The sequence below is a fragment of the Frigoribacterium sp. PvP121 genome (assembly GCF_017833115.1).
GTDB classification, from domain to species: domain Bacteria; phylum Actinomycetota; class Actinomycetes; order Actinomycetales; family Microbacteriaceae; genus Frigoribacterium; species Frigoribacterium endophyticum.
This window is the reverse complement of sequence record NZ_JAFIBR010000001.1, coordinates 1,188,832-1,214,616: the sequence shown is the minus strand read 5'-3', so window position 1 is coordinate 1,214,616 and position 25,785 is coordinate 1,188,832. Positions and strand designations below refer to the sequence as shown.

General features: G+C 70.9%; 19 protein-coding genes and 1 tRNA gene. 7 read left to right on the top strand and 13 right to left on the bottom strand.

Annotation, left to right across the window (positions count from 1 at the left end; translation table 11 throughout):
• Positions 1 to 39: 39 nt before the first annotated feature.
• The 7 genes from JOE43_RS05665 to JOE43_RS05635 all read right to left on the bottom strand — a co-directional run bounded on the left by JOE43_RS05665 (position 40) and on the right by JOE43_RS05635 (position 11,485).
• Complete coding sequence (locus JOE43_RS05665) at positions 40 to 3,363, bottom strand: family 43 glycosylhydrolase (protein WP_209515609.1); 3,324 nt, start codon at positions 3,361 to 3,363, stop codon at positions 40 to 42.
• A 348-nt stretch (positions 3,364 to 3,711) separates the two neighbouring features.
• Positions 3,712 to 4,770, bottom strand: coding sequence for an ABC transporter permease (locus JOE43_RS05660; protein WP_209515606.1), 1,059 nt, complete (start codon positions 4,768 to 4,770; stop codon positions 3,712 to 3,714).
• Positions 4,767 to 5,858 (bottom strand): ABC transporter permease, encoded by a 1,092-nt coding sequence (locus tag JOE43_RS05655; protein WP_209515602.1) that lies wholly within the window; start codon positions 5,856 to 5,858, stop codon positions 4,767 to 4,769. Before JOE43_RS05655 ends, JOE43_RS05660 begins: the two co-directional genes overlap by 4 nt.
• Positions 5,855 to 7,429 carry a sugar ABC transporter ATP-binding protein gene (locus JOE43_RS05650; RefSeq protein WP_209515598.1) on the bottom strand — a complete coding sequence of 525 codons (1,575 nt, stop codon included), beginning with the start codon at positions 7,427 to 7,429 and terminating at the stop codon, positions 5,855 to 5,857. The genes JOE43_RS05655 and JOE43_RS05650 overlap by 4 nt, the downstream gene beginning before the upstream one ends.
• A 117-nt stretch (positions 7,430 to 7,546) precedes the next feature.
• Entirely contained in the window at positions 7,547 to 8,530 is a 984-nt protein-coding gene (locus tag JOE43_RS05645; RefSeq protein WP_056052154.1) for an ABC transporter substrate-binding protein, read from the bottom strand.
• A 179-nt stretch (positions 8,531 to 8,709) separates the two neighbouring features.
• Positions 8,710 to 10,269 carry a sugar ABC transporter ATP-binding protein gene (locus tag JOE43_RS05640; RefSeq protein WP_245187118.1) on the bottom strand — a complete coding sequence of 520 codons (1,560 nt, stop codon included), beginning with the start codon at positions 10,267 to 10,269 and terminating at the stop codon, positions 8,710 to 8,712.
• A 238-nt stretch (positions 10,270 to 10,507) separates the two neighbouring features.
• Positions 10,508 to 11,485: a LacI family DNA-binding transcriptional regulator gene (locus tag JOE43_RS05635; protein ID WP_307803420.1), complete on the bottom strand. Its 978-nt coding sequence runs from the start codon at positions 11,483 to 11,485 to the stop codon at positions 10,508 to 10,510.
• 399 nt (positions 11,486 to 11,884) lie between these two features.
• Here JOE43_RS05635 and JOE43_RS05630 point away from each other — a divergent pair, with 399 nt between their 5' ends.
• Entirely contained in the window at positions 11,885 to 12,505 is a 621-nt protein-coding gene (locus JOE43_RS05630) for a cysteine hydrolase family protein (protein WP_209515593.1), read from the top strand.
• Positions 12,506 to 12,606: 101 nt separating this feature from the next.
• On the opposite strand, the gene JOE43_RS05625 is transcribed toward JOE43_RS05630, so the two are convergent.
• Together JOE43_RS05625 and JOE43_RS05620 are read right to left on the bottom strand one after the other, a co-directional pair.
• Positions 12,607 to 14,073 carry an MFS transporter gene (locus tag JOE43_RS05625; RefSeq protein WP_209515582.1) on the bottom strand — a complete coding sequence of 489 codons (1,467 nt, stop codon included), beginning with the start codon at positions 14,071 to 14,073 and terminating at the stop codon, positions 12,607 to 12,609.
• 250 nt (positions 14,074 to 14,323) lie between these two features.
• A complete protein-coding gene (locus JOE43_RS05620) occupies positions 14,324 to 14,680 on the bottom strand; it encodes a VOC family protein (protein WP_209515579.1) in 357 nt (118 codons plus the stop codon).
• 293 nt (positions 14,681 to 14,973) lie between these two features.
• On the opposite strand from JOE43_RS05620, the gene JOE43_RS05615 reads away from it, so the two are divergent.
• Positions 14,974 to 15,600 (top strand): AmiS/UreI family transporter, encoded by a 627-nt coding sequence (locus tag JOE43_RS05615; protein ID WP_209515576.1) that lies wholly within the window; start codon positions 14,974 to 14,976, stop codon positions 15,598 to 15,600.
• A gap of 24 nt (positions 15,601 to 15,624) precedes the next feature.
• On the top strand, positions 15,625 to 16,854 hold the full coding sequence (locus JOE43_RS05610) for an acyl-CoA dehydrogenase family protein (RefSeq protein WP_209515573.1): 1,230 nt from the start codon (positions 15,625 to 15,627) through the stop codon (positions 16,852 to 16,854).
• A 204-nt stretch (positions 16,855 to 17,058) separates the two neighbouring features.
• Here the strand turns inward: JOE43_RS05610 and JOE43_RS05605 are convergent.
• Both JOE43_RS05605 and JOE43_RS05600 read right to left on the bottom strand, forming a co-directional pair.
• A tRNA-Arg gene (locus tag JOE43_RS05605) sits at positions 17,059 to 17,131 on the bottom strand.
• Between the two features lie 87 nt (positions 17,132 to 17,218).
• Complete coding sequence (locus JOE43_RS05600; RefSeq protein ID WP_056052142.1) at positions 17,219 to 17,491, bottom strand: hypothetical protein; 273 nt, start codon at positions 17,489 to 17,491, stop codon at positions 17,219 to 17,221.
• Positions 17,492 to 17,620: 129 nt separating this feature from the next.
• On the opposite strand from JOE43_RS05600, the gene JOE43_RS05595 reads away from it, so the two are divergent.
• From JOE43_RS05595 to JOE43_RS05585, 3 genes are read left to right on the top strand one after another with little or no spacing between them, the layout of a single operon-like run.
• A complete protein-coding gene (locus JOE43_RS05595) occupies positions 17,621 to 18,217 on the top strand; it encodes a helix-turn-helix domain-containing protein (RefSeq protein WP_209515570.1) in 597 nt (198 codons plus the stop codon).
• Positions 18,214 to 19,593, top strand: a complete 1,380-nt coding sequence (locus JOE43_RS05590; RefSeq protein ID WP_209515567.1) for an MFS transporter — start codon at positions 18,214 to 18,216, stop codon at positions 19,591 to 19,593. Before JOE43_RS05595 ends, JOE43_RS05590 begins: the two co-directional genes overlap by 4 nt.
• 35 nt (positions 19,594 to 19,628) lie before the next feature.
• Positions 19,629 to 20,492, top strand: coding sequence for a phosphatase PAP2 family protein (locus tag JOE43_RS05585; protein ID WP_209515564.1), 864 nt, complete (start codon positions 19,629 to 19,631; stop codon positions 20,490 to 20,492).
• Between the two features lie 73 nt (positions 20,493 to 20,565).
• Here the strand turns inward: JOE43_RS05585 and JOE43_RS05580 are convergent, their stop codons facing one another.
• Positions 20,566 to 20,844, bottom strand: a complete 279-nt coding sequence (locus JOE43_RS05580; protein WP_056052134.1) for a GlsB/YeaQ/YmgE family stress response membrane protein — start codon at positions 20,842 to 20,844, stop codon at positions 20,566 to 20,568.
• Between the two features lie 118 nt (positions 20,845 to 20,962).
• Here JOE43_RS05580 and JOE43_RS05575 point away from each other — a divergent pair, with 118 nt between their 5' ends.
• Positions 20,963 to 21,643, top strand: a complete 681-nt coding sequence (locus JOE43_RS05575; protein WP_245187115.1) for a response regulator transcription factor — start codon at positions 20,963 to 20,965, stop codon at positions 21,641 to 21,643.
• A 114-nt stretch (positions 21,644 to 21,757) separates the two neighbouring features.
• Here JOE43_RS05575 and JOE43_RS05570 read toward each other — a convergent pair whose 3' ends face one another.
• Positions 21,758 to 25,759, bottom strand: coding sequence for an Ig-like domain-containing protein (locus tag JOE43_RS05570; RefSeq protein WP_209515546.1), 4,002 nt, complete (start codon positions 25,757 to 25,759; stop codon positions 21,758 to 21,760).
• Positions 25,760 to 25,785: the final 26 nt, after the last annotated feature.

Below are 25,785 nucleotides of genomic sequence, written 5' to 3'. Positions count from 1 at the left end.
GGGCCGACCATCGAGCCGACCCCGCACTCTCGAGGCCTGTCAGCAGCGAGCTGCGGGGTAGGCCACGGTGACCGGTGTGCTCACGCCTCCGGTGACCGCCGTCCCGACGAGAGTCCCCGCGGTGATCGCGACCGCCCGCGTCGTGATCGCGAGTGAGGCTGTCTTCTGCGCGCCGACGCTCTGCGACCGCTCACCCCAGGGGGTCGCCCAGGTGACGACCGTGGCCGTTCCAGGGTTCTTGGTCACGATGGTAACGACGGCCTTCCCCGCGATGCACCTGGACGTGGCCATGGAGGTCACGGCCGAGGCCGTGGCGCGGACGACCACCGTGGCCGTGACGGTCCGATTGCTCGGAGCCACCTCCTGGTCCTTCGTCAACGACAGGTCGAGGGTGCCGTTGGCGCGGACGTTGACGCCCTTGAACCAGGTGTTGCGGTCGGAGTCGAAGAGGCCGCCGGCGTTCTGCGGGTCCGTCAGCAGGTGAGGATCTTCGTACGGACGTGCATGGTAGGCGAGGACGAGGTTGCCCGATTCGTCCTTCGCGAACGAGTTGTGCCCCGTACCGGCCTGCTGCCTCGTGTAGTAGCGGGTCTCGTCCGCCCCGAGACGGCCCGTCGCGGTGTCGTTGGTGTCCAGCACGGGGAAGCTGGTCTGCCTCCAGCTCGCCGGGTCCTGGAGGTCCGCGTCGGCAGTCGTCGTGAGGAGGCCCAGGCTGTAGTACTTGTCGACCGTGCCGCCGGAGTAGGTGATCGAGATGGCATCTCCTTGCTGCACCATGAACGGGGCCTCGACGACCCCCTGGTCGCTTCCCTCGGACGTGTCACGGGGCGTCGGAGACTGCTTGCCGATCTCCCACGGCTGGGACTCGCCGTAGACGCGCCGGAGCTCGCCGTCGACGAGCGGGACGGTGCCCTTCGGCCCCGCCACGGCCTTCCCCACGAGGATCTGGCCGCCGGCGGGCATGATCCAGTAGCCCTGCTGCTTGCCTGCCTCCGTGCGCTCGAAGTAGCTGACATCGAATGCGGCGCCGTCGAGGACGACGGGCTCGCCCCACTTCGTCTGGTCCAGGAACCCGCCCGCCGCGATGGAGGCGTCCGTGCCCGTGTACGGGATCAGGACGGTGTTGTCGCACCACCCGCCGACGGGCGCGTAGCCCTTGTTCATGCCTGCGACGATCCACCACGTGCCGTTGATCTTGTGGAACTCCTGCGCCCAGATGTAGCCGCCCCAGCCGTAGAAGGTGTTCGGGTACTGCGCTTCCTTGCCGGGCGTGCCCTCGTCGGGGTCGATGACGATCTGCTCCGGGGCGTCCCGCAGCCCCGCGAGCGTCGTCGCTCGCTTGAGGCCGATCTTGCGGTAGCTCGAGCTCTCCTCGATCGGCCCCAGGGAGGGCTGTCCGTAGTGCGACCCGGTGAGGTAGTAGTAGCCGTCGTCAGGATTGTGGAACACGTACGGATCGGCGCGCGCGTCGCTGACCATCTCCTCGGGGTCCTGCTGGAGCGTCCCCGAGACCTGGTAGCTGCCCGGCTTGGTGGTGTCCACGCCGGTGAGGTCGTCCTGCCAGTCCACGTTGAGGCTCTTCCTCGAGCCGTCGTTGTAGGTCAGGGCCGCCTGCTTCGGCAACGCTGCAGCGACGCCCTCGGCGCCGGCGCCCTGGGCGACGGAGGCGTCCATCTTCTCGACGCCCGTGTTCTGGAGGTCGACGTAGTTCTTGTAAAAGGCGTCGAACTCCGTCGTGGACAGCAGGTCGTCGCTCGCCTGGCTCTGTGCGGCCCACGACGGGAGCCCCGCCCCCTGTACGCCGAGCACTCGGACGTCCGCTTCGGACGTGACGCCGAGCGGGGTGCTGGTGGTCAGATCTGCGAGGATCGTCACTCGACCTCTGCCGGTGAGCAGGTCCGTCCAGAACACCTTGTACTTCTGGGCGGCAGGGTCGAACACGATGCGAGGGTCGGTCACGACAGATCCGGGAGCGATCTTCACGGACCGCTGCTGGGCGAACGTGCGGCCGTCAGGCGAGTTCCACACGTAGACGGAATCGGTCGCGTTGTTCTGGGAGGACACGGCCCCGAGAGCACCGTCGGCGAGGCGGAAGAGGCTCGGTGACCCCACCTGGGCGCTCGGCCTGGAAGCCTGGTCGCCGTCGTTGCCCACGTACAAGATCGCCTGTGAGCGGTTCAACGGCTCCCAGCTGCTGCTGCCGGTCGGCAGAGCCGCGGCGTACACCGCGTCGGCACGACGGTCGTCGTCGTAGGCCAAGGGATCGTCCTTCGTCCCCCCGGTGGTCGTCACCGTCTTGACGTAGGTGGCGATGCGCCCACCGGGAGACGCGATGCGGCTGTCCCAGCGGAAGGTCTGGGCGGTGCCCTCGACGGCGGCCGTGAGCGTCACAGCCACCGCTGCCGAGCCGAGACCTGCGGTGTCGATGGTCCCGTTCGGCTGCACTCTGCTCGCTCCGGCGCCGGTGGCTGTCCACGTGACCTGCTTGCCGAGGACCTGCGACGGCAGATCTCCGAGCACCGTGGCAGGGACTGCCAGGGCGGCACCCACGTCGGACGGCAAGGCGGCGACCTCTGCACCGAGTTCCGCCCCGGACAGCGCCCGGTCGTAGATGCGCAGGTTGTCGATGAGGCCGGAGAAGTACTCGCCTGAGCCCCAGTTCGCCTTGCCCACCTGCAGGACTCCGCCGGATGATCCGAGGATCTGGCTCAGAGGGATCCCGGAACCGTTCACGGCGACGGGCTCCTTGTCGACGAAGAGCCGCGTCGTCGTGTCGGTGACGACCAGGTCGACGTGCTTCCACTCCGGGTTCGGCGTGGTCGCCGCCAGGTTGCCGGCGGAGTTGCGTGCGGTGGCGTTGTCGTAACGCTCGACGGTGATGCCGGAGGTCCGGTCGAGCACTCCGAGATAGTGCTCCTGGGCGTACTCCTGGCGAGCGGCGGACCGAGCGGCGAAGACCGTCCAGCCAGCGTTCGCTGACGAGTCAGGCTTGCTGTCGTAGGAGATCGTGACGCTCGGCAGGCCCGCGAGGAGTGGCTTCCCGTCAGTGGCGGTCAGGTCCAGCCACGACGTAGCGGAGAGCCGCGCGGCCGTCCCCTGCCCTGATCTGCCAGCCACCAGGTCGGTGGAGCCCTGGACGGCTGCACGGGTCGTGCGGTCGACGAACGCACCGTCGGCCGGAGCCGCGTCGAAGGTGAAGTCGGCGAGGAGGCTCTGCTCCGGGGACGCGGTCGCGTCCGCTGCCGACGCCGCGGGAACTGCGCAGGCCATCAGCAGGGCGGCGGTCGCGACGGCGGCGGTGACCGTGACGGGCACATGCGGGACCTTCGACACGGAGCGGGCTGGGCGGGGGGACGTCGACATCGACGGTTCCTCTCAGGATTCGCCTCTGAATCCAGTGCGGATGGAGCGGGAGCGTCAGCGCGAGTGCGCCACACCAGCCGACCTGCGGGACGAGACATCCGCGTCGACACGCTGAACCTAATGCAGATTGTTCACGGTAACAAGACTTGTTCCCGGGAAGTCGAGAGCGCCCGGGAGCAGGTGCCTCCCGGGCTGCGCCGGTCATGGCGAACGGCTGCGCTGCACACTCATGTGGTGTGCAGAGCAGCCGTTCGCGGGGAGTGAGACTGCGCTGCACCCCGAACCTGATCCATGTGCAGCGCAGCCGTTCTTGGGGAGCACGCGGACGATGCGCGCCTCAGGAGTCGCTCAGGTCTGTCTCCGTCTCGCCATCACGGCGCGCTGCAGGAGCACGAAGACCAGCAGGATCCCGCCGGTGATGATGGTGGTCGCCTCGGGCGGGATGCCTCCGTCTCGCGTGATGAGGACGTTCATGAGTCCGAGCACGAGCGCACCCACGACGGATCCGAGCACGAAGCCGACGCCTCCGGTGAGGAGGGTGCCGCCGATCACCGTCGCGGCGATCGAGTCGAGCTCCCAGCCGATGCCCGTGATGTTCTGCGCGCTCCCGAGTCGGGCCGTGTAGATGACCGAGGCGAGCCCGGCGAGCGAGCCGCTGATGACGTAGACCGCGAGCTTGGTGCGGCGGACGGGGAGCCCCATGAGGGCGGCCGACTGCTCGGATCCACCGATCGCGTACACGGTGCGGCCGAGGCGTGTGCGGTGCAGCACGAAGAACGCGACGGCCACGACCACCAGGGCGATGAGGACGCCCGGCGTCGTGACGACGTCGTTCACCTTCGGGCCGTCGATCACCTTCATGTTCGTGGCGAGCGAGCGGATCGGCGACTCGTCGCCGAGACGTTCGGGCACCGTGCTGAGGATGGAGGCCAGACCTCTGCCGAGGAACATCATCGCGAGCGTCGCGATGAACGGCTGCACGTCGAAGAACTGGATCAACACGCCGGAGACGACGCCTGACGCCGTGCCGATGAGGACCATGAGGACCATCACTGCCCACGGGTTCCAGCCGGCGTTGGCGAGCAGGACGCCGGCGACGCTGCTGACGGCGACGATCGCGCCGACCGAGAGGTCGATGCCGCCCGTGAGGATCACGAACGTGAGCCCCACGGCGAGGACGATGACGTGTGCGTTGTTGATGAGCAGGTTCGAGAGGGTCGCGGCCTGCAGGATGCGGCCGTACGCGACTTCCCCGTAGGCCAGCATCGCGACCAGGATGACCAGGGCGGCGACGGTCGGCAGGGAGTCGAGCCGGAGTCGCATGCGGCGCCGCGGTTCGAGGGGCCCTCGGCCGGGACCAGGTGCCGGCGTCGGGGTGAGGGGCGGGCGGATCGTTGTGGCGCTCATGCGGACACGGCCTCCTTCTCGGTGGGCACGGGTGTGGGCACCGGACGTCGGCGCCTCGTGAACAGGGCGCGGACGCGCCGGGACTGCAGGAGAACGATCGCGACGATCACGATCGCCTTGAAGGCAGGCGTGGCCGACGACGAGACGCCGAGGAACACGACGGTCTTGTCGAGGGTGGCGATCAGCAACGCCCCGACGGCCGCTCCGAGCAGATGGAACTTGCCGCCTGCCAGCGACGTGCCGCCGATCACGACGGCCAGGATGGCGTCGAGCTCCAGCTGGTAGCCCGTGCGGGAGACGTCGACCGTCATGACGCTCGACGTGGCGAAGATCCCCGCGACGCCGGCGAGCAGGCCACTGCCGATGTACGCGGTGAACAGGAGCGCGCGGCGGTCGAGCCCCGCGAGGCGCGCGGCCTTCGGGTCCATGCCGATCGCCTCGATCATGAGCCCCAGCGCACTGCGCCGCACGAGCGCAGCCACGCCGATCGTGATGACGACCGCGAGCAGGAACACGACCGGCAGCCCCACGAGGTAGCCGTTGGCGACCCACCGGAACGGCTCGTTGGTGGCGGCCGTGTTCTGGCCGCCCGTGATGACCTTCGCGAGGCCACGGCCTGCGAGCATGATCACGAGTGTGCTGATGAACGGCTGCAGCCCCACGACCGAGACGAGCATGCCGTTGACCGCCCCGAGGACGCCGGCGATCAGAAGCGCCAGGCCCATGGCGGCGAGCGCGACTCCGAGGGAGTCGGAGCCTGCTGCCTTCAGGAACTCCATGGAGACGGCACCCGCGACCACCATGATCGAGCCGACGCTGAGGTCGATGCCGCCGGTGGCGACGACGAGGCACATGCCGACCGCGATCATGAGCACGGGAGCCGCTGCACGGAGGATGTCGATGAGGTTGCCGACGAGGTTGCCCGTGGTGGGGTTGACCGACAGCGCGAGGTAGCCGGGGTCCTTCACCACGTTGATCGCGAGCAGGAGGACGATCGCGACCGTCCCCCAGACCCAGGGTCGGTGGAGCACGTCTCCGAGGCCGTGCGCGCCCAGGCGCCTGGTCACGGTGGTGGTCGGGTCACTCATCGGGTTGCCTCCTCGGGCGTGGTGCGGGTGACGGTCGCGAGGGGCGTCTCGGAGACGCCCTCCTCGGCGATGGCGGCGACGATGGACTCAGCAGTCACGTCTGGTCCCGCCTCGAGCTCGGCGATCTTGCGGTGGTCCTTGAGGACGACGATCCGGTCGCTGAGCCTGACGACCTCCTCGAGCTCCGAGGAGATGAACACGACGGCGACGCCGGTGTCGGCCAGGGCCGCGACCTGCTCCTGGATCTCGGCCTTGGCGCCCACGTCGATGCCGCGGGTGGGCTCGTCGAGGATCAGCAGCTCGGGCTCGGTCGCGAGCCACCTCCCGAGCAGCACCTTCTGCTGGTTGCCGCCGGACAGGTTCCGGATCGGCCTGTCGGGATCCGCCGGACGGACGTTGAGCTCGGTGAGGTACTTGTTCACGACTCGGTCCTTCTCCTTCGCGGAGAGCGGCCGGGCCCAGCCACGCTTGGCCTGGACGGCGAGCACGAGGTTCTCGCGGACGCTCAGGTCGCGGATGATCCCCTCGTCACGGCGGTTCTCACTGGAGAACGCGATGCGGTGCTTCAGCGCCTTCGCGGGAGAGGAGATGGCGACGGGGACGCCGTCCATGGTCACGGTCCCCGTGTCTGGTCGGTCGACCCCGTAGAGGAGGCGTGCGAGCTCGGTGCGGCCGGAGCCGAGGAGCCCCGCGAGGCCCACGACCTCGCCTCGACGGAGAGCCACGTCGGTCGCGTCGAGCGAGCCCTTCCGGCCGATCCCGGTGGCTCGGTAGACGGGCTCGCCCTCCGCCACCTGTCGACTGGCCCGCTCCCGGTCGAGGGAGCGGAGGCTCTGGAGGTCCTTCCCGATCATCTCGGCGATGAGCCCGGCCCGGTCGATGTCCCGGGTGAGGTGCTCTCCGACGAGCTTGCCGTTCCGGAGCACGGTGAGGCGATCGCTGATCGCGAAGACCTGGTCGAGGAAGTGGGAGACGAAGAGGATGGCGACTCCCTCGTCGCGGAGCCGTCGCATCACGCGGAAGAGCCCCTCGACTTCGTCAGCGTCGAGGCTGGAGGTCGGTTCGTCGAGGATCAGCACCTTGGCGTCGACGACCGTGGCACGACTGATCGCGACGAGCTGCTGCAGAGCGAGGCTGAGGGAGGAGAGCGGGGTGCGCGGGTCGAGGTGACCCAGTCCCACACGGGCGAGGACCTCGGAGGCGGCGGCGTGCGTCCCCTTCCAGTCGATCCCGAACCGGCCACGCCGCTCGTGGCCGAGCATGACGTTCTCGCCGATCGTGAGGTTGCTGCAGAGGTTGACCTCTTGGTAGACCGTGGAGATCCCGGCGGCCTGCGCGTCGGCGGTGCCGGAGAGACGACGTTCGGTGCCGTCGACCACGACACGGCCGGAGTCGATGCCGTAGACGCCCGTGAGCGCCTTGATGAGCGTCGACTTCCCGGCGCCGTTCTCGCCCATGAGCGTGTGGACCTCGCCGGGGAAGAGACGGAGGTCGACCCCGTCGAGGGCCTTGACCCCGGGGAAGGCGATGGTGATGGCTTGCATCTCCACGATCGGACTGGATGCCTGCATGGCGTGTGCTCCTTGTCTGCCGCCTCTCCCGTCCGCTGCCGTGGCAGGGGCGGGAGAGGCGGGTGGCGGCGAGGCGGTCAGGTCCGCCTCGCCGCCGGGTGTGGCCGTGCGGACTGGTCAGAACTTCCGGTCGGGCAGCGCCGTGGTGGCCGCCTCGGGCGAGTCGAACGTGGCCGACTGGACGACGATCGACGACTCGACGCTGTCACCGTCGAGCAGCTTCTGCACGGCCTCCAGGGCCGTGTCGCCGAACAGCGGGTTGTACTCGGCGACGAAGCTGAGCTTGCCGGCGGACAGCGCCTCGAGCGCGCTCTTCGTGCCGTCGATCGTGGCGATCTTCACGTCGACACCGGGAGTGAGGCCCGCTTCCTCGACGGCCTGGACGGCGCCGAGACCCATCTCGTCGTTCTGTGCGAAGACGAGCTGCACGTCGTTGCCGTTCGACTTCAGCACGGTCTCGAAGACGCTCTTGGCCTCCTCCGTCGACCAATTGGCGGTCTGCGCACCGATCTTCGTGAAGGAGCTGTCGGAACCGATCACGTCGTCCCAGCCCTCGTTGCGCTCGTTCACGACCGAGACGCCGGCAGGGCCCTCGAGCGTGAAGTACTTGCCGCCCTCGGGGAACGCGGTCTTGGCCCAGTCGGCGACCGACTCGCTGACGGCGATGTTGTCGGGGGCGATCCGGGTCGCGTAGAGCGAGGTGTCGTCCGGCTCGATGCCACGGTCGATGAGGACCACGGGGATCTCGGCCTCCTTCGCCCGCTCGAGCGAGTCCTCCCAGCCGGAGCCCTCGGTGGCCGAGAGCAGGATCACGTCGACGCCCTCGTCCACGAACGACGTGAAGGCGTCGATCTGCGACTTCTGGTCGTTGTTGGTGGCGGGGGCGTACTTGAGGTCGAACCCGGCCTCCTTCGTGAACGTGTCCTGGATGTTCGACTCGTTGGCCTGACGCCAGGCGCCCTCGGGGCCGACCGCGACGAAGCCGATGGTGGCCAGATCGTCACCGCCGTCGGTCGAGCCGGTGCCGGAGCTGCAGGCCGCGAGGCTGAGGGCGATGGCCCCTGCGGCGGCGATGGTGGCGATGCGCCTCTTCGTGGACATGGATCTCCTCCTTGAGATGACGGGACGTCTGCGTCCCGTCGTGGCCATGGGGGCCGGTAGTGCTGCGTGGGCTCGGGTGCTTCCGCTTGTCGGGAATGTTACCGGTAACAGTCTCGAGAAGACAAGAGCTCCGAGAAACATCCGGCCGACGGTGGACAGGGGCGTCAGCCCCAGCGGTGCTACGGCCTCAGCCGCGGGAGGGGTGCGTCGGGCCAGGCCGGAGGGAAGTCGTCCTCGTCGTCCTCGTCGTCCGGGGCGGCGATGAGCTCCACGAGCGTGTCGACCGTGACCCCGGGCCCGTTGCTCAGCTCGCCGATCTTCTCCCGGTCCTTGAGCACGACTATCCGGTCGCTCACACGCACGAGCTCGTCGAACGCGCTCGAGATGAACACGACGGCCACGCCCTCGAGCGCGAGCTGCGCGATGTGCGCCTGGATGTCGACCTTGGCGCCGATGTCGACGCCGCGGGTCGGCTCGTCGAGGATCAGCACGCGCGGCCGGATCGCCAGCCAGCGAGCGAGCAGCACCTTCTGCTGGTTGCCGCCCGAGAGCTCGCCGGCGGGCGTCGCCGGATCGGCCGGCGTGATGTCGAAGTGCTCGATGTGCCGCTCGACGAGGTCCTCGCGCTCGGCCCTGGAGAGCGGATGTGCCCACCCACGCAGAGCCTGCACCGCGAGGACGATGTTCTCCCGCACGCTGAGCTCGTTGATGAGTCCCTCCGCTCCTCGGTCCTCGGCGGACAGCGCCACCCGGTTCCGCAGTGCGTCCGCGGGGCGGTCGATCACGACGGCCCGACCGCCGAGCGTGACCACGCCACCGTCGGCTCGGTCGGCGCCGGCGAGCAGCCGCGCGAGCTCGGTCCGACCGGAGCCGCGAAGCCCCGCGATGCCCACCACCTCGCCCGCGTGCAGCTCGAAGTCCACCGGCCGCAACATCCCGCGGCGCCCGACACCGGTCGCCCGGTACAGCGGCGGGCCGACCGGATCCACACGATGGGCGCGACGCTCCGAGCCGATGCGCTGCAGGTGCGCGATGTCCTTCCCGATCATCCGCGCGACGAGCTCGGCCCGGCCGATCTCGTGCGGCAGGTAGTCACCCTTCTTCACGCCGCCGCGGAGGATGGTCATCCGGTCGCTGAGTGCCAGCACCTGCTCGAGGAAGTGCGAGACGAAGAGGATCGCGACGCCCTGGTCGCGGAGGCGGCGGATCACCTCGAAGAGCTGCGCCACGTCGCCCGCATCGAGGCTCGACGTGGGCTCGTCCAGCACCAGCACCCGTGGTCGGTCGACCATGGCGCGGGCGATGGAGACGAGTTGGCGGCTCGCGGGGGCGAGATCGGCCAGGAGGGCTCGCGGGTCCAGCTCGGCGAGTCCGAGCTCGGCGAGCATCGTGGCGGCACGTGCGTGGGTGGCGCGCCAGGAGATGCCGACGCGACCGTGCACCTCGTGGCCGAGCATCACGTTCTCGCCGACGCTCAGGTTCTCGACCAGGTGCGTCTCCTGGAACGCCGCCTGGATGCCGAGGGCCCGTGCGTCCGCCGGACCGCCGAGACGGACGGGCTCGCCGTCGACGAAGACTTCCCCTGCCTCGATCGGGTAGACGCCGAGCAGCGCCTTGATGAGCGTGGACTTCCCCGCTCCGTTCTCGCCCAGGAGAGCATGCACCTCGCCCGAGTGGAGATCGAGGTCGACCCTGTCGAGTGCGACGCCGTTCGAGAACGCGACGGTGATCCCCCGCATCTGGACCGTGGGGTGGGCAGGTCCGTCTCGCCGCTCGCCGCGACCGGACCAGGTCGGGCCCGCGGCCTGGGGGCCGATCGGGCGCATCGTCGTCGATGCCCGTACGTGACGCACGTGGTGCTCCTCGGGTCGGAGGCCTCGACGGCCTCGTGCCGGGCGGTGCCCGACGTGCACGACTGTAGCTGTCGGGATGCACGCGGGCGAACGGCGACGAGCTTGATTACCTCAGATGGCCATGTCAGCCCATCTGGCGCGCAGCCGCGCTGGAGTCGCGCACGACGAGCTCGGCAGGGATCCGGCTGTTCTGCGGGATCTCGCGGCCCTCGATCGCTGCGATGAGGACGTCCACCACGAGCGACCCGAGCGCCGGGAAGTCCTGCCGCACGGTCGTGAGCGGCGGGAGGAAGTGGCGCGAGACGGGCAGGTCGTCGAAGCCGACGACGCTGAGGTCCTCCGGCACGCGGATGCCACGGTCGTGGAGGCCGTGGATCACCCCGAGCGCCATCTCGTCGTTCGCCACGAACACCGCTGTGTACTCGGGGACGCCAGCGAGCCCGCGAGCGAAGTCGTAACCGAAGTCGCTCGACCAGTCGCCGATCACGATGGGTCTCTCGTGCATGCCCCAGGCCCGGGTCCGCGTGTGGAAGGCACGCTCGCGAGCGCGCGCGTCGAACCAGTCGAGGGGCCCGGAGAGGTGGAGGACGTCGCGGTGACCGAGCGACGCGAGGTGATCGACGGCCAGCTTCGTGCCCGCGGCCTGGTCGACCGAGACCGTGAGGAAGGCCGGGTCCTTCTCGGCCTTGACGACCAGGGTCGGCAGCCCCGTCGTGATGGTCCGGAGCACGGCCACGGACGACGAGCGCGGAGCGACCACGCAGAGCGCGTCGATGCCCTGGCCCGTGAGGTGGCGGACGGCCTCCTCGGGCGTCGCGGAGTCGTCGCGGAGCGCGAACGAGGCCACGGAGTACCCGCTGTCACGCGCTGATCGCTCGATGGCCCGAAGGATGCTCGAGGGGCCGAACTCGACGGCGCTCTCGATCAGCACGCCGATCCGGAGAGCCCGCTGCGTGACGAGCTCGCGCGCAGCGCTGTTGGGCCGGAAGTCGAGCTCGGCGACGACCTCGAGCACGCGTTGGCGCGTGGACTCCTTCACCTGAGGATGTCCGTTGAGCACACGGGACACGGTCATGTGCGATACACCGGCACGCTCGGCCACCTCGCGAAGACCGAGACGCTCTCCGCCGCCTCTGACGCTCACCCAGACTCCATCCTGCACGCTCCGCAACGCAGCTTGGCGTCATCTGCGCCGGCGTTGACGTCGTTCAGTGGCGCTGGATCATTGTACGGGGGCCCCGCGCCCGTGGAGGGTCGACCGGTGCGGGCATGCGAATTTACGCGACCGTAATGCCCCCGATACGTCCGTGTCTCGCAGATTTGATTCGCTGGACGAGTCCTCGGCGGGGGCGCCCGCGAGCAATTCCATGGCTTGCCGGGGAGGCACTCTGGATTGCTCTACAGCGAATTCTTGGGTCTAACGCGCCGGGTCGCAGGCCGACCATGGCCGCGCGGTCCCGCTGTTGCTGGCCGCGTCACACCTGCCTAGCAAGGAGACACCATGTCCAGTGCGTTGCTCGTGATCGATATGCAGAACGGTTTTGTCCACCCCGAGGGGTCCCTGCCGAGCTTGGGCATGGGGATGCCCGGCGTCGAATCGGTCATCGCCGAGAACGTTAAGGTCATCACCGCTGCCCGCGCCGCTAGCGTCCCGGTCATCTACACTCGCAGTGTCTTCCGCCCCGGGATGGTCGATCTTCCGATGCGCATGGAGGGATTCCTGCCGCCGAACTTCGACATCCTCGAGCGGGGCAGCTGGGACGCGGACGTCCACTCAGACCTGACCCCTGCGGACGGCGAGGCGGTCATCGACAAGAACCGTTACGACGCCTTCCTGAACACCCCCCTCGAGCAGGTGCTGCGCACCCTCGGCGTCGACAAGGTGCTCGTCACCGGGACCGTGACGTCGATCTGCGTCGAGTCGACCACGCGCTCGGGCTACATGCGCGACTTCGACATGTACGTCGCATCCGACTGTGTCCTGGGGGCCCCGGGCCAGCACGAGGCCTCGCTGGCCATCATGGGTGCCGCCTTCGCGACCGTCCTGCCGTGGCAGGAAGCCCTCGCTGCGGTCACCGGCGAACCGGCCCTCAGCGCCTCTGGTGCAGCGGTCACCGCTTAGCTGCCCGGCAGGGCACGAGATCATCACGCCCACCACACGAGACAAGAGACGGCCCCCGGCGCCATGTGGCGCCGGGGGCCGTCTCGGTGTCTCAGGGCAGGTCAGTGGACGGGCAGGGCGGCCTCGTGGTCCGAGTCCGGGGGCAGCAGCTCCGACTTCGAGCCACGGATGAACACGGCCGCGATGATCGACGCGAGGACGAGCCCGATGGCCGCAGCGAAGAACGCTACGGAGTAGCCGCTGGTGAACGCGTCGAGTTCAGACCCGCCGCCGCCGTAGCTGGCCACTGCCGAGGCGTAGAGGGCGGTGAACACCGACAGGCCGATCGACCCGCCGATCTGCAGTGCGGAGTTCAGGGCGGCCGAGGCGGCGCCGGCGTCCTGCGGCTTGACGCCTGTGAGGGCGAGGTTCTGCAGGGGGATGAAGACGAACGCCATCCCGATCCCCAGCACGATGAGTGCGGGCATCACCTGGACGACGTAGGAGCCGTCTGCCGTGATACGGCTGAGGTAGCCGACACCGACGGCGGAGATCAGCGGACCGCCGATCATCATCGGACGCGGTCCGATGATGGGCAGCAGCTTGGTGGCGACCGGCGCCATGATCATGATCATGAGGGTCATGGGGAGGGTGGCGAGGCCCGCGGGCAGGGGGTCCATCCCGAGGACGATCTGGAGGTGGAACGCGACATAGAGCATCGCTCCGATCAGGACACTGCCCACGATGGCCTGGATGAGGAACGCACCACCTCGCACCCGGTCCGTGACGACGCGCAGCGGCAGCAGCGGCTGGGCGACGCGGCTCTCGATGACGACGAAGAGCACCAGGAGTCCGGCACCCAGGGCCAGGAACCCGATCGTCTGGATCTGGGTCCAGCCGTGCTCAGCCAGGCTGAACCCGTAGACGAGGGCGCCCAGGCCGAGAGTGACAGTGACAGCACCGGCCATGTCGTAGCGGTTGTTCCCTTCGGCCTTGGACTCCTTGACCAGCAGCATGCCGCCGATGAGTCCGACGATCACGAAGAAGACGTTCACGAGGAGGCACCAGCGCCAGTCAGCGAACTCGGTGAGGACACCGCCGAGGACGAGGCCGACTGCGGCGCCGGCGCCTGCAACGGTGCCGAACACGGCGAAGGCGGTGTTCCGCTCACGTCCGCTGGGGAAGGTCACAGTCAGCAGGGCGAGAGCGGCCGGGGCGAGGAGGGCGGCGAACACGCCCTGGAGGCCACGGGCGATGATCAGCTCCGTGCCGCTCTGGGCTAGGCCGCCGAAGGCTGAGGCCACCCCGAAGCCGAGCATGCCGACCAGGAAGGTGCGCTTGCGGCCCCAGTAGTCAGCGACTCGACCGCCGAGCAGCAGCAGGGCGCCGAAGGCGAGGGCGTAGGCCGTGACCACCCACTGGCGCTCGACGTCGCTGAGGCCGAGTTCTTGTTGAGCCTGTGGGAGGGCGATGTTGACGATGGTGCCGTCGAGCACGACGACGAGTTGGGTGAGCGCGAGGACGACGAGCGCCCACCAGCGCTTGGGGGAAGAGGAAGTCTTGGAGGCAGACAACGAGGACGTGGACATAGAGAGAAAATCTCCGGGCTTCGATGGGGATGCCGGAGGTTTTCAGCCTCGGACCGACCGCGGCAAGATGCCTTGTCGACCGCACCGATCAGAATCGGTCAGAGGACGATCATAACTCAATCGGACCGATTTTAGTCAGTTGATCCCCCGACTGGGCCGAGCGTATGCAGTCGTTCCCGGTAGTGGTGCGCCCCTGAACGCAGGCGACCCCGCCTCGGATCGAGGCGGGGTCACGTGCAGGGCCTGGGCTCTAGTTGGCGGGCGGCGTGAAGAACTGGAGGTCGTTGCCCTCGGAGTCCTTGAACGGGAGGAGGTGACCGAAGGGGTGCTCGCTGATGGAGCCCTCGATCTCACCGCCACGCTCGCGGATCTCGCTGAGCTTGTCCTCGATCGTGCCCTCGGGCTGGAACGTGATGACGGCACCGCCGTCCGAGGAGACCGTAGCGTTCTCGTGGCCGTTCAGGCCGATGACGAGTCCGCCGGCGTCGAGCTCGGACCACTCGTCCTCTTCCTTCTTCACCTCGAGGCCGAGGGTGTCGCGGTAGAAGGCGACAGCGCGCTTCATGTCCGCGACGGGAACCCACACTGTGACGACGTCCTTTGCCATGCTTCTCTCCTCTGATCACCCCGAGATGTTTCTCGGCGGTGGTTCATGACTACCCGCCTACGTGGGCATTCCTCACGGCTGAAGACGCGGGAAGCCACCGACCATTCACAGCCGATGTAGTCGCTCTCGGTGCCCATCCTTCATAGCGCTCACCTCGCTCAGGGATCGCCTAATGTCCCGCTCTTCGGCCCATCGTGTCTCTACGGGCACCGAGACGGGTCACAGGGCGTAGCGGACGGACATGATCGGACACAAGACACCGGCCGAGGGGCAAGAGCTGCCAAGGTCGCCGCATGGCGCTCATCTGTCTGGTCCTCTCCGGGGCCGCCCTCCTGGTCAACGGCCTCACCCTGCTCGGGCGCGTCCCCGGCCGGGACAGCGGCGTGTTCAACGTCCTGATCGGTGGCCTGCAGCTCGTCCTCTGCGTGGCCGTGGCCGTGTCGGCCGACGGCTCCCTGCCTGCGCTCTTCGCGATCTCGGGCACCTTCTTGTTCGGCGTCACCTACCTCTACGTCGGCGTGGACTCCCTCCTCGGACTCGGCGCCGTGGGCCTGGGCTGGTTCTGCGGCCTGGTCGCCGCTCTCGCCGTCGCCTTCGCGGTCGTCCACGTCGCGGACGACCCTTTCCTCGCCGTGCTCTGGGCTGGATGGGCGGCGCTCTGGGCGCTCTTCTTCGTCCTGCTCGCCCTCGGCCGATCAGCGATCGGCACCTACACCGGGTGGGCCCTCGTCCTCGCGAGCCAGGTGACCACCACGGTCCCCGCGCTCCTCGGCCTCACCGGGCACTGGCCGGCCGGCTCGATCGCCACGACGACCGCGCTCCTGTCGCTCGTCGGGGTGTTCGGCGGCGCCGCCCTGCTCACCCGCCGAGCCGCCACACGCCCCCAACCGGAACGCACGCAAGCCCCCGCCGCTGCCTGACCCACCAGAACGGAACCGAGACCCATGACCACGACGACCACCACATCCGTCACCACCGCGGCACCCACGGACGAGACGCTGTCCGCGCGTTTCCGCCCGCTCTTCGACCGCATCGCCGCTGGCGCCGCGGAACGCGACCGTGAGCACCGCCTCCCCGTGGCCGAGATCCGCGAGCTCGCCGACGCGGGCTTCGGAGCCCTCCGTGTCCCCGTCGAGTTCGGGGGCTCCGGCGCCACCCTCCCTCAGCTGTTCCGACTGCTCACCGAGCTCGCGGCGGCGGACAGCAACATCCCCCAGGCCCTCCGCGGCCACTTCGCCCTCGTCGAGGACCGCCTCGTCGCCCGGTCCGGGCAGCGCGACGTCTGGCTCGAACGGTTCGGCCGCGGCGAGATCGCCGGGAACTCCTGGACCGAAGTGGGCACGGTGCAGGTCGGGGACGTCACGACGAAGGTCAGCCCCGATCCGGACGGCGGGTTCCGCGTCACCGGGCAGAAGTACTACTCCACCGGCAGCATCTTCGCCGACTGGATCGACACGTACGCCGAACGCACGGACACCGGCGACCGGGTCATCGCGATCGTCGACGCCCACCAGGACGGCGTCGCCCACACCGACGACTGGGACGGGTTCGGTCAGCGGACGACGGGCTCGGGCACGAGCACGTTCCGTGATGCTCGTGTCGGTGCCGACGACGTCGTGCTGTTCGACGAGCGCTTCAAGTACCAGACGGCCTTCTACCAGGCCGTCCTGCTGAGCGTCCTCGCCGGCTCCGTCGTAGCTGCCGAGAGGGAGATCGCGGTCGAGGTCAGGAACCGCACCCGCGTGTTCTCGCACGGCAACGCCGACACGTTCGCTGCTGACCCGCAGATCCTGCAGGTCGTCGGCGAGGTCTCAGCCGCCGGCTTCGCCGCACAGGCGATCGTCGACCGCGCCGCGCAGGCCCTCCAAGGCGCCTACGAGGGAGCCTTCCTGGACGAGACCGAGGACGAGCGGAGGAACGACCGCGCCGAGCTCGCCACCGCGCAGGCGCAGGTCGCCCTGACATCGCTCGCGACGCAGGCGACCTCGCACCTGTTCGACGCGCTGGCGGCGTCCGGCGTGAGCACCACCAAGAACCTGGACCGGCACTGGCGCAACGCCCGGACCGCCGGCAGCCACAACCCGTGGGTGTTCAAGGCACGCATCGTCGGCGACCACGCCGTCAACGACGTCCAGCCGCCACGGGTCTGGGCCATCGGCGCGACCCGCCGCTGACCCGCCATCGCTTCCGTCCGGCGACCGGCCGTAGGCAGGCGCCCTCCGCGGACGCGCGGAGCGCCGTCGCCCCACCGACGCGCGAAGCGCCGTCGCACCGCCGGTGCGCGAAGCGCCACCGGCACGCCGCCGGCAGGCGGCCAGACGAGCACCGAGAACGAGAAAAGCCCCTGCCGTGTAGGGCAGGGGCGATTCTCGATCTCGTGCGCCTGGAGGGACTCGAACCCCCAACCTTCTGATCCGTAGTCAGATGCTCTATCCGTTGAGCTACAGGCGCATTTCTCCGGCCGAACGGCCAGAGGAAACCATACACGAGCTCGGGCCCGCTCGCCAATCGAGGCGACCGGGCCCGGCTCGGGGCGGGCTACGGGGCGCGCGGCCCCTCGTCGTCGTCCTTGCGCTCTCCGAGCAGCCGGTCGACGTCGCCGGAGTCGACGGTGCCGCTGCGGTCCATCACGTCGCCGGTCGCGTCGCGGCCGTTGAGGTGGGCGGTGCCGCGCTCGGCGCCCTCGTCGGTCTCGACGTCGCCGTGGTTCTCGGTGCTGCCCGCGACGGGCACGCGGGTGCGGTCGCCGAACTCGGCGGTCTCGTCGGTGACGCCGCCCTGGTGCGGCTCGTTCGTGTTGGTGCTTGTCATGGCGTGCCTCCTGTGGCTCGGGTCATGTGAGGTCGAGTCTGCTCCCTCGGCTGCGGCCCGTCTCAGACAAGGGCTCGCCATGCACAAGAGGCATTGCGCAACACTTCTTGCGCATCTAGGGTCGAGCCCATGACCCCTCGCGTGTCCGACCGCCGTGCCGAGCTCACCGACGCCGCCTCGCTGCGTGCACTGGCGCACCCCACTCGGCTGCGCCTCCTCGGGCTCCTCCGCGAGCGCGGCCCGCAGACCGCCGCCCTCCTCGCCGACGTCGTCGACGAGGCCCCCGGGACCCTCAGCTACCACCTCGGCAAGCTCGCCGCGGTCGGCCTGATCGAGCAGGCCGACGCCCAGGGGCCCGACCGCCGCGAACGCTGGTGGCGGGCCACGAGCGACCTGACCGCGTGGGAGCCGGCCGACATGCTCGACGACCCCGAGCGGGCCGCCGCGTCCACCGCGTTCCAGCGCTCGATCGCGCAGGTGCTCGCCGCGCAGTACGGGCGCTACCTCGACGAGGCACCGTCCCTCCCCCGCGAGTGGGTCGCCGCGGCCGCGCTCGGCGACCGCACCCTCCGGCTCACCGTCGACGAGCTCGCCGCCCTGCGCGACGAGCTCGAGGGGCTCACCGAGAGGTGGCTCGACGTCTCCGCCGCCCACGAGCCCGGCGACCCCGCGGTCGAGCACGTCACCTGGGCGCACCAGGCGTACCGGCGGCCCACGGCGCCGTGAGGGAGCCGAGGGTCCCGGCCGGCGCCTCGGAGCCCGCAGCGGCCGACGGAGGCACCGGGGAGGCGGCGCACACCGCGCCCCACGCCCGCCCCCGCACGGCCCTGGCCGCCCTCCTGGCCGCCCACGCGGTCAGCCAGACGGGCAACGTGGTCACCTCGTTCGCCGTCCCCTTCTACGTGCTCGGCACCGGCGGCAGCGGGGTCGAGGTCGGCGTGGCCGCCGTCGCCGCGACCCTCCCCGTCGTCGTCGGCGGGCCGCTGGGCGGCGTCGTCGCCGACCGCGTCGGTCACCGTCGGAGCGCCGTGGTCGCCGACGTCGTCAGCGGCGTCACGGTGCTGGCGGTGCCCGTCCTCGCCGTGACGGTCGGCCTGCCGTTCTGGGCACTGCTCGCCCTCGTCTTCGTCAGCGGCCTGTTCGACGCCCCGGGGCAGACCGCTCGCCGCGTCATGCTGCCGTCCCTCTCGACGGCGGCCGGGGTGCGCCTCGAACGGAGCGTGGGGTTCCTCGACGGCTCGGAGCGGCTGGCGAAGCTCGTCGGCGCCACGCTCGCGGGCCTGCTCGTCGCCCTGCTCGGGCCCCTCGGCACGCTCGTCGTCGACGCGGCGTCGTTCGTGGTCTCGGCGCTGCTGACGCTGCTGCTGGTGCCGCGAGCGACGGCGGGGTCACGGGCCGGCTCGTCGACGGCGGGTGCGGCAGGGCAGACGGACGCGGACCGCGCCTCCTTCTGGACCGACCTGGCGGAGGGGGCCCGGTTCGTCGCCCGCGACCGGCTGATGCGCCTCGTGGTCGCCCTGGTGCTGGTGACGAACCTGCTCGACGCCGCCCGCAGCTCGACGCTGCTGCCGATCTACGCCGACGACCGGCTGGGCGGCGCCGCCGCGCTCGGGCTGATCGTCGCGGTGATGGGCGGCTGCGCCCTCGTGGGCAGCGTGGGCTTCGGCCTGGTGGCCCACCGCGTGCCTCGTCGCGTCACGTTCGCGGTCTGCTTCGCCCTCGCGGGCGGCCCCTCGTCGGCCGCGTTCGCGCTCGACCTGCCGCTGGCGTGGCTCGTCGCGGCCACGGCGGTCTCCGGGCTGGCGGCGGGGGCGATCAACCCCATCCTGGGCGCGGTGGAGCTGGAGCGCGTGCCCGAGCACCTGAGGGCCCGGGTCTTCGGGCTGATCACGGCCGGGGCGTGGGCGGGGGTGCCGCTCGGGGCACTGCTCGGGGGCGTCGCCGCCGACACGGTCGGCCTCGCCGTGGCGTTCGGCGTCGTCGCCGCCGTCTACGTCGTCGTGACGCTCTCTCCCCTGGCGGGAGGCGCGTGGCGGGAGATGGAGCGCGCCCCGGCAGCCTGTGAGTCCGCCCGCACTCCGGGCTCTGGGAGGTCGGTGTGAGGCTGCTTCCAGGGGCGGTGTTGTTCCATTGTCCCGTGACCGCATCGACCACCGCCCGAGCCAGCACGGCAGTCCGCCGTCGCGTGGCCCACCGGTGGATGCTCACCTCCGGCCTCTCGGCCGCCGGCCTCGTCGGCGTGTACGTCGTCGCGGTCCTGACCCCGACCGGTCAGGCGATGGAGGACAGCATCCTCCGCTCGGTCGACGGCGACACCCTGCTGCAGTCCGGCTCGGCCCTCGACGCCATCTCGCCCTCGGCCCTGCTGCTCGTCGTCGGCGTGACGATGCTCGTCGCGTTCGCGCGACGCCGCCCCGGGGCCGCGCTCCAGGCCGGCGCCCTCGTCATCGGCGCCACGGTGACGACGCAGGTGCTCAAGGTCGTCGTGCCGCGCCCCGAGCTCACCGGCGACGTGTACGCCAACAGCTTCCCGAGCGGCCACACGACGGTGGCCGTCGCGGCGATGTTCGCCGTGCTCACCGCCTTCGGCCGGCGCTCGCGGCCCGTCGTCTACGTCGTCGCGACCGGCTTCGCGGCCGTCGTCGCCGAGCAGACCGTCGCCTACGGCTGGCACCGCTGCAGCGACGTGGTCGGCGCCTGCGCCGTGGCGCTGCTCTGGCTGGGCGTCGTCCGCGGCGTCGCCGCGCGCTACACGGGCGACCGTCGGGGCCGTGACGAGTCGGTGGGCTCCAAGGCGCACGGGGTCACGTCGGGCGTCCTGGGCCTCGCCCTCGTCGTCTGCCTGGCCGCGTCCGGGGCGACCTGGGGCATCGGCATCGGCAGCGACATGAGCGTCACCACCTCGACCGGCGACGGGGTGCTGATGGGCGCCCGCCTCGCCGCGGCCGGGGTCGTGCTGGTCACGGGCTGGCTGGCCTGGAAGCTCGACCGCCGGCTCTGAGCCGCCCCCGCACGACGCGCAGGCCCCGCTGCGGCGCGTGCCGAGCGGGGCCTGGAGGTGCGACGAGCAGCGGTCAGCGGCGAGCGCCGCGACGACCCGAGACCGACACCCAGATCACGAGCACGACGATGGCGCCGATGATCGAGCCGATGATGCCGGCGGGCTGGAAGAAGCCGTCGGTCGGGTCGTGCTGGAAGAGCAGGAAGCCGAGCAGCCCGCCGACGAACGAGCCGACGACGCCGAGCACGATCGTGGCGACGATCGAGAGGTTCTGCTTCCCGGGGACGACGGCGCGGGCGATGAAGCCGGCGACCAGGCCGATGACGAGCAGGCTGACGATGAGACCGAGCATGGTGTTCTCCTTCTAGGGGGGCGGCGACCGGCACCGTCGGTGCCGTGCTGTCGCCGTGTCACAGCAGACCACCCCTGAAGGTGTGGCGGCACACCCCTCGGGGTGGGATGGTGAGCCCATGACCACCGCGGAGCTGCCCGTCCAGACCAGCTACATCACCGTCGCCCTCGTCGACGACTACGACGTCGTGCTGACCGGCCTCGCCCACATGTTCGACCAGTACCGCGACCGCGTGACGGTGGCCGAGATCGACGCCACCACCGCGCTCTCCGACAGCGTCGACATCGTGCTCTACGACTCGTTCGCCCAGCCCGAGTCCGACCACCACGAGCTCGCGGCCCTCGTCGCGAACCCCTCCGCGCGCCGCGTCGTCGTCTACACCTGGAACTTCCACCCCGAGCTGGTGGAGTCGGCCCTCGCGCAGGGCGTGCACGGCTACCTCTCGAAGACCCTCGGGGCCCGCGAGCTCGTCGAGGCGCTCGAGGCCGTGCACCGCGGCGAGCTCGTCGTCAGCGACGTCCGGCACCGGGCCCCCAGCGCGCCCGGGCTCGACTGGCCGGGCAAGAAGGAGGGCATCACCGACCGCGAGAGCGAGATCCTCGCCCTCATCACCCAGGGCAAGAGCAACGCCGAGGTCGCCGCGCTCACCTACCTCAGCCCCAACACGGTGAAGTCGTACATCCGCTCGGTCTACCGGCGCATCGGGGCGACGAGCCGCACGCAGGCGGTGCTCTGGGGCGTGCAGAACGGGTTCACGCCCGACCACCACCGCATCGACCACTGGCTCGGCGGGCCCTGAGGCCGGCGGCGCGGCGCAGCGGCACGAGCAGACCGGCACGGCGCAGGGGCACAGCGCAGGAGGCGCGGGCCGGGCTCGTGCCCGACCCGCGCCTCCCTGAGGTGGTGCTGTCCGCTACTCGGCGGCGCGCCCCCGACGGCGGGCGACGAGTGCCCCGCCGAGCGTGAGCAGCGCGAGCGCCGCGGTGAGCGCGACGCCGAGCGCCGGGCCCGAGCCGGTCATCGCGAGGCGGCGGGCCTCGGCCCGGGCGGCGGTGTCGGTCGCGCCCGCTCCGGTGCCGGTGCCGGTGCCGGTGCCTGACCCCGCTCCGGTGCCGGCTCCCGCTCCGGTCCCGGGGGCCGTGCCGCCGGGCGTGCCGGGCGTGCCGGGCGTGCCGGCGCCGGGGTCGGTGCCGCCCACGGGCGGGTCGACCGGTGCGGCGAGCACCGTGACGCCGTCGCTCGTGACGGGCTCCGAGTCGGCGAAGCCGGCCGCGCGGGCGGTGACCCGCACGCTCAGCACGCGGCCCTCCGACCCGGCCGGCACGACGAAGGTCGCGCTCTCGACCGGTGCGGCGGCGCGGGTCGCGGGCTCGTCGCCGGGCGCCGCGGCCGGGGCCACGGGCTCGCCGTCGAGCAGCCACTCGGCCGTCAGCTCGGCCTCGCCCGGGTCGGCGACCGCGACGACGCGCAGCTCCGACCCGACGCGCGCCTCGCCGGTGACGACGACGGAGCCCAGCGCGACCTGGCGCGTCACGTCGACCGTGTAGGTCGTCGTGGTCGTGCCGTCGGGCGAGGTGACCGTCACCGTGGCGACGCCGTCGGTGGCCTCCGACGCCTGCTCGACGACCACGTCGGCCGTCGTGTCGGTGGCGATCGCGGAGACGAGCGGCCAGCGCTCGCCCTGCACCGTCGCCGCGTACGCCGACGTGGCGGGGTCGAAGCCCTCGACCTCGACGCCGTCGAGGCGCAGGGTCGCGGCCGTGCTCACCGACGAGTCGGAGGCGACCGGCTCGAAGAGCTGCACCTCGCTCACGGTGAGGTGCGTGTTCGGGTAGGCGTCCATCACGACGCGGACGCCCGAGGTGGTCACCGTCGGGAACTCCGCCGTCACGACGGGGGCGCCGGCGGTCGGCACCGCGACGGGCTGCGGGGTCTCGTAGCCCGGCAGCGGCTGCCAGCTGCCGTCGGCCGCCCTCTGCTGCAGCTGGATCGACTGCGCCCAGCTGGTGGCCGAGCCGTCCGGGTAGAACTGCACCGTCACCTGCGAGACGTCGCGGGGAGCGTCGAACGAGTACTGCAGCCAGCTCTGCGCGGGCTTGTTGGACGACACCCAGTTCGACCAGCCCTTGTCGCCCGACACCCCGTTGCGGGTGCGGTCGGCGGGGTAGCCCGACTCGGTCGACGAGGCCGAGGCCGCGACTCCCTGGTCGGGGGCGAAGTTGCGCAGGGTCGCCGTGGTGACGATCAGCGAGACCTCGGCGCGCAGCTCGCCGCCGTCGACCGTCGCCGTGCCGGCCAGCGTGACGACGCCGGGCCGGGCGAGGTCGTCGACCGTGAGGCTCGACGAGCTCCAGGTGACGGGCACGTCGAAGGTCTGCTCCGAGGCGCCGACCCGGGCGGGCACGGTCTCGGGCAGGGCCGCGACGACCCCGTCGACCGCGCTGCCCACCGCGACGGTGAGCGACACGGGGTCGGTGACGGTCAGGCCGCCGACGTCGACGAGCGCCGTGACCGCGAACTCGCGGCCGAACACGTCGGTGGCGGTGCCGCCGACCTCGACGCGGCCGGGCGTCTGCCAGGCCGCGGCGTCGACCGCGCCCCAGACCACGCTCGCCGCGGCGCCGGAGCCCCACGAGTAGCCGGCCACGACCGTGGCGGGGAGCGCCGGAGGCACGCCCACGTCGGTCCGGAGCGCGACGGTCTGCCCGACGGCCGGCTCCAGGTCACGCACGGCCCAGCGCTGGTTCGCGCCGCCGTTCGAGCCGTAGACGCCGACGCCCGCGCCCTCTGCGGAGGACTGTCCGTTGACGTCCAGCGACTGCGCGACTCCCTCGCCGACCAGTGAGAAGGTCGATCCGTCGGTCGTGGTGACCCACCAGCGCGAGGCGGGGTCGCCGGCCGCGGTGGCCTCGTCGACGCTCCTCAGCTCGGTGCCGCGGGAGGTCGCCGCGAGGTAGCGGCCGTCGGCGGCGCGGAGGGTGACCCGGCGCTCGTCGCCGGACTCGGTGGGCACGGTGCGGGCCGTCCAGGACTGCCGCGCCGCCGCCTCCGTCGTGGTCGCCGACGAGGTGAGGGTCGTGGCCGCACCGGTGCCGGTGCCCGTGCTGAGGGCCTTGCCGCTCTGCACGCCGACGAACTGGTAGTCGTGGCCGTCGAGCACCGCGGGGGCGTCGGCGGCGACGCCGGAGACGCCGGCGACCTCGAAGGTGGTGACCGACTTCGCGGGCACCGTCAGGGTCGCGGTGCCGCGGGCGACGTCGACGGCCACCGGGGCGCCGGGGACGACGCCGGTCGACGTGACCTCGGCGCCCTCGGGCGCCTCGGTGGTCGTGTACGGCGTGACGGCCGCGCCGTCGGCGATCGCGCCGAAGCGCGACAGGTCGAGCGTGACGGTGCGAGGGGCGTCGGTCGTGTTGCGGTGCACGAGCGTGGCGCCGTCACCGTCGGGGCGCACGGCCGCGGTGGTGTCGACGTCGTCGACGGCGACCAGGCGGTCGCCCTCCTGGATGAACTTCGTGAAGTTGCGGAGCGCGGAGAACTTGGAGTTCACCTTCACCGAGCAGGGCTCGACGGCGGTGGAGTCGCCCCCCGCGTCGGCGACGCGGCGCTCGCTCTTCCAGACCTCGACGCCGCCCTCGGTGAAGGGCACGCAGTCGAGGTCGATGAACATCGAGCCCCAGTTGAGGTCCTCGCCCTGCGGCTCCATGTTGTAGAGGTCCTCGACGGGCTGCCAGAGCACCCACGCGTCGGGCTCGAGCTCGCGGAGGTCGTCCGCCACGCGGCCGGCCATGCCGAGGCCGTTCTCGATGTTCGAGGGATCCCAGCCGTTCACCCAGCTGCCCTCGATCTCGCTCATCCAGAGCGGCGAGTCCGCCTGCTTCGCGAGGTCTCGGACGGTGAGGCGGCCGCTGGTGCCGTAGGTGTGGACGTTCATGCGCCCGACCGCGTCCCGCGCCTCCTGGGGGTAGGCCGCCCAGTTGGTCGCGAAGATGCCGGGGTTGGTCTCGTCCATCGCCGCGATCATCGCGTCGGTGGTCGTGCCGGGCTCGGCGAGCTCGGCCTGCAGGTCGGCGATCATGCGCACCTGCTGGTCGGGCGAGACGCGCATGCCCTCCTGGCGTCCGGTCGGCTGGCCGTCCCGGATCGTCGTGCCCCAGTAGTTCGTGTTCGGCTCGTTGAACGGGTCGATCGACTCGACCTCGATGCCCGAGGTCTGCTCGAGCTGCTCGGTGACCCGCGTGAGGTACGTGATGAAGTCGGCCTCGGAGGCCGTCTTCAGCTGCTGCGCCGTGGAGTCGAACCCGCCCGACACGTAGCCGCTCTCGGTCATGAAGTACGGCGCGGAGTTCGCGAACGTCTCCCAGTGCGTGATCTGGTCGTCGGCCGCGAGGCGGTCGACCCACCAGCGCTGCGTGGCGTCGGCGTCGAGGTCGTACTGCGACAGGTCGTCGGGGTCGAAGGCCTGGCGGACGGCCTCGCGGTCCGCGTACGCGGTGGAGGCGCCCCCGTAGGTGCCCGCGCCGCCGTCGGCGTCGGGCGCCCACCAGCCGTCGACCGCTCCGCCGGCGCGGAGGTAGTCGACGACGTCGGTCGCGTTGCCGCCGCCGATGTTGTAGCGGGCGATGTTGAGGTCGAGCCCCTCCTCGCCGAAGACGGCCTGGTAGAGGTCCTCGCGGAGCTCCTCCGGGTAGCCGCCGGTGGCGTTCGCGAACCAGACGAGGCTGGTGCCCCAGCCCTGGAACGGGTCGCCCGCGTACCAGGGGTTCGGCGTGATGGTCACCCCCTCGGCGGTCGCCGCGGCCGCTGCGGTGTCGGCGGGCGGGAGCCCGGTGACCAGCCCCACGGCCGCGAGCGCCGTGACGCTCGCCCCCGCGAGTGCTCGTCGTACTACAGATCGTGATCGTCGCATCGTCATCGATGCAGCCCCTCTGTCGTGCTGAC

Coding starts and splice junctions, on each gene's coding strand:
- JOE43_RS05595 (WP_209515570.1), top strand. CDS start 17,621: ATGACCCCTCGCGTGTCCGACCGCCGTGCCGAGCTCACCGACGCCGCC.
- JOE43_RS05625 (WP_209515582.1), bottom strand. CDS start 14,073: ATGTCCACGTCCTCGTTGTCTGCCTCCAAGACTTCCTCTTCCCCCAAG.
- JOE43_RS05655 (WP_209515602.1), bottom strand. CDS start 5,858: ATGAGTGACCCGACCACCACCGTGACCAGGCGCCTGGGCGCGCACGGC.
- JOE43_RS05645 (WP_056052154.1), bottom strand. CDS start 8,530: ATGTCCACGAAGAGGCGCATCGCCACCATCGCCGCCGCAGGGGCCATC.
- JOE43_RS05660 (WP_209515606.1), bottom strand. CDS start 4,770: ATGAGCGCCACAACGATCCGCCCGCCCCTCACCCCGACGCCGGCACCT.
- JOE43_RS05610 (WP_209515573.1), top strand. CDS start 15,625: ATGACCACGACGACCACCACATCCGTCACCACCGCGGCACCCACGGAC.
- JOE43_RS05640 (WP_245187118.1), bottom strand. CDS start 10,269: ATGCGGGGGATCACCGTCGCGTTCTCGAACGGCGTCGCACTCGACAGG.
- JOE43_RS05600 (WP_056052142.1), bottom strand. CDS start 17,491: ATGACAAGCACCAACACGAACGAGCCGCACCAGGGCGGCGTCACCGAC.
- JOE43_RS05650 (WP_209515598.1), bottom strand. CDS start 7,429: ATGCAGGCATCCAGTCCGATCGTGGAGATGCAAGCCATCACCATCGCC.
- JOE43_RS05630 (WP_209515593.1), top strand. CDS start 11,885: ATGTCCAGTGCGTTGCTCGTGATCGATATGCAGAACGGTTTTGTCCAC.
- JOE43_RS05570 (WP_209515546.1), bottom strand. CDS start 25,759: ATGACGATGCGACGATCACGATCTGTAGTACGACGAGCACTCGCGGGG.
- JOE43_RS05615 (WP_209515576.1), top strand. CDS start 14,974: ATGGCGCTCATCTGTCTGGTCCTCTCCGGGGCCGCCCTCCTGGTCAAC.
- JOE43_RS05580 (WP_056052134.1), bottom strand. CDS start 20,844: ATGCTCGGTCTCATCGTCAGCCTGCTCGTCATCGGCCTGGTCGCCGGC.
- JOE43_RS05620 (WP_209515579.1), bottom strand. CDS start 14,680: ATGGCAAAGGACGTCGTCACAGTGTGGGTTCCCGTCGCGGACATGAAG.
- JOE43_RS05665 (WP_209515609.1), bottom strand. CDS start 3,363: ATGTCGACGTCCCCCCGCCCAGCCCGCTCCGTGTCGAAGGTCCCGCAT.
- JOE43_RS05575 (WP_245187115.1), top strand. CDS start 20,963: ATGACCACCGCGGAGCTGCCCGTCCAGACCAGCTACATCACCGTCGCC.